Source organism: Chryseobacterium echinoideorum (assembly GCF_007474535.1).
Taxonomy (GTDB): Bacteria; Bacteroidota; Bacteroidia; order Flavobacteriales; family Weeksellaceae; genus Chryseobacterium; species Chryseobacterium echinoideorum.
This window is the reverse complement of sequence record NZ_VKNW01000016.1, coordinates 41490-48059: the sequence shown is the minus strand read 5'-3', so window position 1 is coordinate 48059 and position 6570 is coordinate 41490. Positions and strand designations below refer to the sequence as shown.

The following is a 6570-nucleotide window of genomic DNA, read 5'->3' as shown; positions in this document are numbered from 1 at the left end:
ATAAAATATATTATTCTTCATTTGAATTGAAATATAGAATAAGCTCTCAGATATGAGAGCTTATTTTTTTTAAGAGATGTATTTGTTATAAAAAAGTCACTGAAAACTTTCAGTGACTTTTCTTTTATAAACAATAGGTATGTTTTATTCTATTTCAAAAATGACTTTCTCGGTTTGTTCTTTAAGATCATCCAGATTCGTATTGTTATAAATAACATAATCTGCTAATTTTATTTTTTCTTTTTCCGACATTTGATTTTCCATAATAGACTGTACTTCCCGGTATGTTTTTTGGTCACGATCCATCACCCTTTTTATTCTGATGTTATCTTCTGCTGTTACTAAAACAGATTGGTAACATTCCAAATGAAGTTTTAATTCAAACAATAAAGCAGTTTCTTTGAATATCAAATATTTAGTTTGTTTTTTTACCCAATTCTCAAAATCAATACGAACCGCCGGATGAATAATCTGATTTAGCTTATCTAATAAATCCTCACTCTCAAACACCCTCTTAGCAACAAATTTTCTGTTGTAAAGATCATATTCATCATAAGACTCTTCGCCTAAGAGTTCTTTGATTTTTACCTTTAAGTCTGCATTGTCGTTTACAATTTCTTTGGCTCTGTCATCCGAATAATAAACCGGAAATCCACAGTTTTCTATAAATTTTGCTACAGTAGTTTTACCCGAACCAATACCTCCGGTAAGGCCAATTATTTTAGAGTTTGATGAAGGATGAGGCTCTGTCTTTTTTGATTCCGAATGCAATAAATTTTCCATAAGTAAAATTAATATCCAAAAACATCATTAAAACTAAAAGTTTCATCAAGACGCACTCCCTTTTCGGTCATCTTTAGACTTGCAAGTTCGTGATGAGCATCATGTTCAAAGAATAGAAGATAGTCATTCTCCACGCATTGCTTTAGAAACTTAGCTTTTTCTTCTATGGTTAATAAAGGTCTAGTGTCATATCCCATTACATAAACCTGAGGAATATGTCCTGCTGTTGGAATGAGGTCTGCAGCAAAAACAATTGTTTTTTCCTGATATTTGATAACAGGAAGCATTTGTTTCTCAGTATGACCATCAACAAAAATAACATCCATTTTTAAGTCTGGTACAAAACCGTAATTCCCGTTTTTAGGAAGAGGCAGGAAGTTCAGCTGACCGCTTTCCTGAATTGGAATAATGTTTTCCTTCAGAAAGCTTGCTTTTTCTCTTGCATTGGGTTCTGTTGCCCATTTCCAATGGTTTTCATTGGTCCAGAATTGTGCGTTTTTGAAAGCCGGTCTATAGCCCGATTTATCATCATTCCATTCAATGGCACCACCACAATGGTCAAAATGAAGATGGGTAAGAAATACATCAGTAATATCTTCTTTTACAAAACCGTATTTCTGAAGGTTTTTATCTAAAGTATCATCTCCCCAGAGCGAATAGTGTCCGAAGAATTTATCGTCTTGTTTGTTCCCGAGACCGCAGTCAATTAGAATTAATTTTTTCCCATCTTCTATAAGTAGAGAACGCGTTCCTAGTTCAATTAGATTTCTTTCGTCTGCAGGATTCGTTTTTTCCCACAAACTCTTTGGGACGACTCCGAACATGGCTCCGCCGTCGAGCTTAAATTTTCCGCATTGTATTGGATATAACTTCATTGATATATTTTTTGTTTTTGTTGATTCTTTATTTCTGTGTGGAGCTAAAAAAGTTCTCCCGGATTTTTCGGTCTTGAAATATTTAGATGTTTATAAGCTTTATCCGTCACTTCTCTTCCTCTCGGAGTTCTGATGATAAAACCTTCCTGGATCAAAAAAGGTTCATAAACTTCTTCTAAAGTTTCAGGATTTTCTGCAATGGAAGTTGCCAAAGCTGAAATTCCAACGGGTTTTCCTTTGAAGTTCTCAATCATAACACGCATGATTTTATTATCCATTTCATCTAAACCAAATTCGTCTACATTCAAGGAATTTAAAGCATATTTAGTAATTTCAATTTCAATTTCTCCATTTCCTTTAATTTCTGCAAAATCCCGGACTCTTCTCAAAAGAGCGTTGGCAATTCTGGGAGTTCCACGGCTGCGTCTTGCAATTTCAATAGCAGCATCTTCATAAATTTTTACTCCCAAAACACCGGCACTTCTGATAATAATCATTGATAAAAGCTCAATCGTGTAATACTCAAGTCTGCTTTGAATTCCGAACCTTGCCAACATTGGTTTTGTCAGCATTCCGCTTCTTGTTGTTGCACCAACTAATGTAAAAGGATTTAGGCTAATCTGAACGCTTCTCGCATTAGGACCAGTTTCCAGCATGATGTCTATCTTGTAATCTTCCATCGCCGAATAAAGATACTCTTCTACAATAGGAGAAAGTCTGTGAATCTCGTCAATGAAAAGCACATCATTTTCTTCAAGATTGGTCAGTAAACCAGCTAAGCTTCCCGGCTTATCCAAAACCGGACCTGATGTAATTTTGCAGTTTACACCCAGTTCGTTGGCAATAATATTGGCTAAAGTAGTTTTACCCAAACCGGGCGGACCATGCAAAAGAACATGATCCAGTGCACCACCCCGCTTTTTGGCTGCAGTGACAAACACTTCAAGATTTTCCAGTGTTTTTCTTTGACCAGCAAAATCTTTAAAACTTTGGGGACGAATTTGCTGCTCCTGCATCAGCTCTTCGCTGGAATAATTGTCTTTATCTGGATGTAAAAAATCTGGCATTTATTCAATTTCATTTACTGTAAAGATAGGAATTTTAGTCTAAGATTGAGGCTGAGGCTAAGATTAATTTTGGAGCGAAATTAAAACAAAGAATGCAAGTCAGACAGTTTATAATAGATCAGATTGATATATTTTAAGTATTTTTGAGAATCAAAATTACAGAGTGGTGGTTTTTAACCTCAACCTTAACCTCAACTTTTATTAAATGAAACTAATTGGTCCTTTCAGGCAGGTTGTAACGCTTGCCAATCTTCCGTTAAGAGGAAAACTTTCTGATGAGCAACTTGAAATTATTGCTGATGGTGGAATTTTAATTGACAATCATAAAATTCAGCAGGTTGGAAATTTTGAATTATTAAAATCTGACAATCAAAATGCAGAAATAGAAATCATTGAAGGAGAGCAGATTGTGCTTCCGGCTTTTGTAGATTCTCATACTCATATCTGTTTTGGCGGAAACCGCGCAAATGATTTTGCTATGCGGAATGCAGGAAAAACATATCTCGAAATTGCTGAAAGCGGAGGCGGAATCTGGAGTTCTGTTCAGCATACAAGAGCAGCTTCGGAAGAAGAGTTATTAGAAACTCTATTGCAAAGGATAGATTTTTTAGTTTCTCTTGGAATTACAACCATCGAAGTAAAAAGCGGTTACGGACTGGATGTAGAAAACGAATTGAAAATGCTTCGGATGATCAAAAAAGCACAGATTCAGACAAAAGCAACCTTAGTTCCTACCTGTCTTTCTGCTCATTTGAAGCCAAGAGATTTTGATGGAAGTAACGAAGAATATTTAGGATATATCGTAGATGAAATTCTTCCGAAAGTTAAAGAAGAGAATTTAGCAAAACGTGTTGATATTTTCATTGAAAAATCAGCATTCCAGCCTGAAGAAAGCAAAGATTTTTTGCTTAAAGCTAAAAATTTAGGGTTTGAAATTACCGTACATGCAGATCAGTTCACACCCGGAAGTTCGAGAATTGCAGTAGAAGTAGGAGCAAAATCTGCTGATCATCTGGAAGCAACGATTGATAACGATATTAATTTTTTGGCAAATTCAGATACCGTAGCGACTGCTTTACCCGGAGCCAGTTTAGGATTGGGTGAAAAATTTACCCCTGCAAGGAAACTATTAGATGCCGGAGCCATTGTAGCTATCGCAAGTGACTGGAATCCAGGTTCTGCACCAATGGGAAATCTGATTACGCAGGCTTCAATTTTAGCAACATTTGAGAAACTTACCACTGCAGAAGTTCTGGCAGGAATTACTTTCCGTTCGGCTTATGCTCTTGGTCTGGAAGATAGAGGAAAGTTGGTAGATGGGTATAAAGCTGATTTCGTTAGTTTTAAAACCAATAATTTCCAGAATGTTCTTTACAATCAGGGAAGTTTGAAAGCGGAAAATGTTTATATTGATGGATCTAAAGTCAAATAAAATTTAAATTACCAAAATAATGAATACTATTTGGCAAGGAAGATTAGACGGAGAAGAGCTCCTTTATCACAGGTTATTTCAGAGAGTAAATAAGGAAAGTAATTATGACTTGGTTTCGAAGAATGATTTTGTTCTGCACGGTTTTGCTGTGGATGAAGGGGTTCGCAGAAATAAAGGACGACAGGGAGCGAAAAGCGCACCGGATATAATCAGAAAAAATATGGCTAATTTTCCGGTAATATTTCCGGATTTTTCTCTTCTGGATTTTGGAAATATCACTTGTGAAGATAGAAATCTTGAAAGTACTCAAAACTTATTGGCTAAAAATGTTTCGAAAGTTCTGCTAAAAGGAGGGAAATCATTAGTTCTGGGTGGCGGACATGAAGTTACCTTCGGTCATTATCTTGGCATTAGGACGGCTTTTCCGGAACTGAAAATTGGTATTATAAATTTTGATGCCCATTTCGATAACAGACAGCCGGAAAGTGGAGTAGGGGCAAGTTCAGGAACGGGTTTTTGGCAAATTGCACAGGAAGGTGAAATCAACTCTTTACATATCGGAATTCAGCGAAATTCAAATACATTGAAACTCTTTGATACGGCTCATCAACTCGGAATGAAATATATTCTGGCGGATGAATTGTTTTTTGAAAATCTTCCTTCGGTATATGAAAGAGTAAATGAATTGGCAGAATCGGTTGATGTTCTTTATATGACTATTTGCATGGATGTTTTTAATGCTTCAATCGCACCGGGAGTTTCTGCTTCTGCCTACAACGGAATTTTTGCAGATGCAGCTTTTATTCATGTTTACAAACATATTCTAAGAAATGAAAAACTGGCAGCTCTTGATATTGCAGAAGTCAATCCCGATTTTGATATTCAGGATCGTACTGCAAGACTTGCTGCAAGTTTAGCAAATGAGTGGTTTATGATTTAATGTAATTCTTGAAGTATAATTTTTTTTAAATCATTATTTAACTCATAAAAAATATAAATTTAATAGAATTAATCATTAGCTGAACCATTGATAAGGAACAGCATTTGTTCCTTTAATAATGCTTTACAAAAAAGCAAAATACTCAATTGGTCTTTTAAAATGAAAATCTAACATGGAAAATTTAATAGAAAATAAGCTATTAACAGCGGATAAAACTTTTCACGAATGGAAAAAAGTTCCGTTTGAAAATAAGCAAAAACTCATTGCAAAAGCTGCAGAAATTTTTAAGAATAAATCTGAATTTTTTGGTGAGATCATTACAAATGAAATGAATAAGCCTATTTCTCAGGCTATCGCTGAGGTTGAGAAGTGCGCTTTAATGATGAATTATTATGCTGAAGCTGAAAATATTTTGATTCCTGAAAAAATAGAATCCGAGTATAGTATTTCGGAAATACATTACGTTCCAAAAGGTGTAATACTTGGTGTAATGCCATGGAATTTTCCTTTCTGGCAGGTTTTAAGATTTTCTACACCTGCTATTTTGGCAGGTAATACAGTGGTTTTAAAACATGCATCCATTTGTTTCGGAAGCGGAAATGCTATTGAAAATGTTTTTATTGAAGCGGGTTTCCCGGAAGGTGTTTTTCAGAATCTGGAAGTTGGGCATGATGAAGTAAAAGAAATTTTGGAACATTCTGCTATAAAAGGCGTAAGTCTCACAGGAAGTGAAAAAGCAGGAGCTGAAGTAGCATCAATTGCAGGGAAAAATATTAAAAAATCACTTTTGGAATTGGGAGGAAGCGATGCTTTTATTGTTTTGGATGATGCTGATCTGAATGAAGCAGCAAAAGTTGGAGCTTTAGCAAGACTTCAAAATTGCGGACAAACCTGCGTTGCCGCAAAAAGATTTATCATTCAGAAAGACGTTGAAAATGATTTTCTTCCAAAATTCATTGAAGAATATAAAAAATACATTCCTGCTAATCCTAAATTAAAAGAAACGAAATTAGGGGGTATGGCAAAGCCTGATTTGGCAGACGATCTTGAAAAGCAGTACGAGCAAGCATTAGCTCATGGTGCAGAAGTAATTATTCCGCTGGAAAGAATTTCGGATAGTGAATTTAAACCCGGATTAGTAAGAGTGGAAGAAGGAAATCCTGTTCTGGAGGAAGAGTTATTCGGTCCTTTGGGAATGGTGATGATTGCTGAAAATGATGATGATGCTTTAAGAATTGCAAACGGTATCCCTTTCGGACTGGCAAATTCAGTTTGGACGACTAATAAAGAACGCCAGCAATTTTTTATTCACGGCTTAGAATCAGGAACGGTAAATGTCAACAGAATGACGAGTTCCGATCCTCGTTTTCCTTTTGGAGGTACAAAAAGTTCTGGTTATGGAACTGAGTTGTCTCTACTTGCGCTGAAAGAATTTGTAACAGCAAAAACTATTTTAGCAAAATAATTACAAAA

General features: G+C 35.6%; 6 protein-coding genes. 3 read left to right on the top strand and 3 right to left on the bottom strand.

Annotated features, from left to right (window positions below):
* Positions 1 to 144: 144 nt before the first annotated feature.
* From coaE to ruvB, 3 genes are read right to left on the bottom strand one after another with little or no spacing between them, the layout of a single operon-like run.
* Positions 145 to 783: a dephospho-CoA kinase gene (gene coaE / locus FOL89_RS16700; RefSeq protein ID WP_144283895.1), complete on the bottom strand. Its 639-nt coding sequence runs from the start codon at positions 781 to 783 to the stop codon at positions 145 to 147.
* A gap of 8 nt (positions 784 to 791) precedes the next feature.
* Positions 792 to 1658, bottom strand: coding sequence for an MBL fold metallo-hydrolase (locus FOL89_RS16695; RefSeq protein WP_144283894.1), 867 nt, complete (start codon positions 1656 to 1658; stop codon positions 792 to 794).
* Positions 1659 to 1702: 44 nt separating this feature from the next.
* Entirely contained in the window at positions 1703 to 2725 is a 1023-nt protein-coding gene (gene ruvB / locus FOL89_RS16690) for a Holliday junction branch migration DNA helicase RuvB (RefSeq protein ID WP_144283893.1), read from the bottom strand.
* 205 nt (positions 2726 to 2930) lie between these two features.
* On the opposite strand from ruvB, the gene hutI reads away from it, so the two are divergent.
* The 3 genes from hutI to FOL89_RS16675 all read left to right on the top strand — a co-directional run bounded on the left by hutI (position 2931) and on the right by FOL89_RS16675 (position 6562).
* Positions 2931 to 4157 (top strand): imidazolonepropionase, encoded by a 1227-nt coding sequence (gene hutI / locus FOL89_RS16685; protein ID WP_144283892.1) that lies wholly within the window; start codon positions 2931 to 2933, stop codon positions 4155 to 4157.
* A 19-nt stretch (positions 4158 to 4176) separates the two neighbouring features.
* Positions 4177 to 5097, top strand: coding sequence for a formimidoylglutamase (gene hutG, locus FOL89_RS16680; RefSeq protein WP_144283891.1), 921 nt, complete (start codon positions 4177 to 4179; stop codon positions 5095 to 5097).
* 172 nt (positions 5098 to 5269) lie between these two features.
* Positions 5270 to 6562, top strand: a complete 1293-nt coding sequence (locus FOL89_RS16675) for an aldehyde dehydrogenase family protein (protein WP_144283890.1) — start codon at positions 5270 to 5272, stop codon at positions 6560 to 6562.
* The last annotated feature ends 8 nt before the right edge of the window (positions 6563 to 6570 follow it).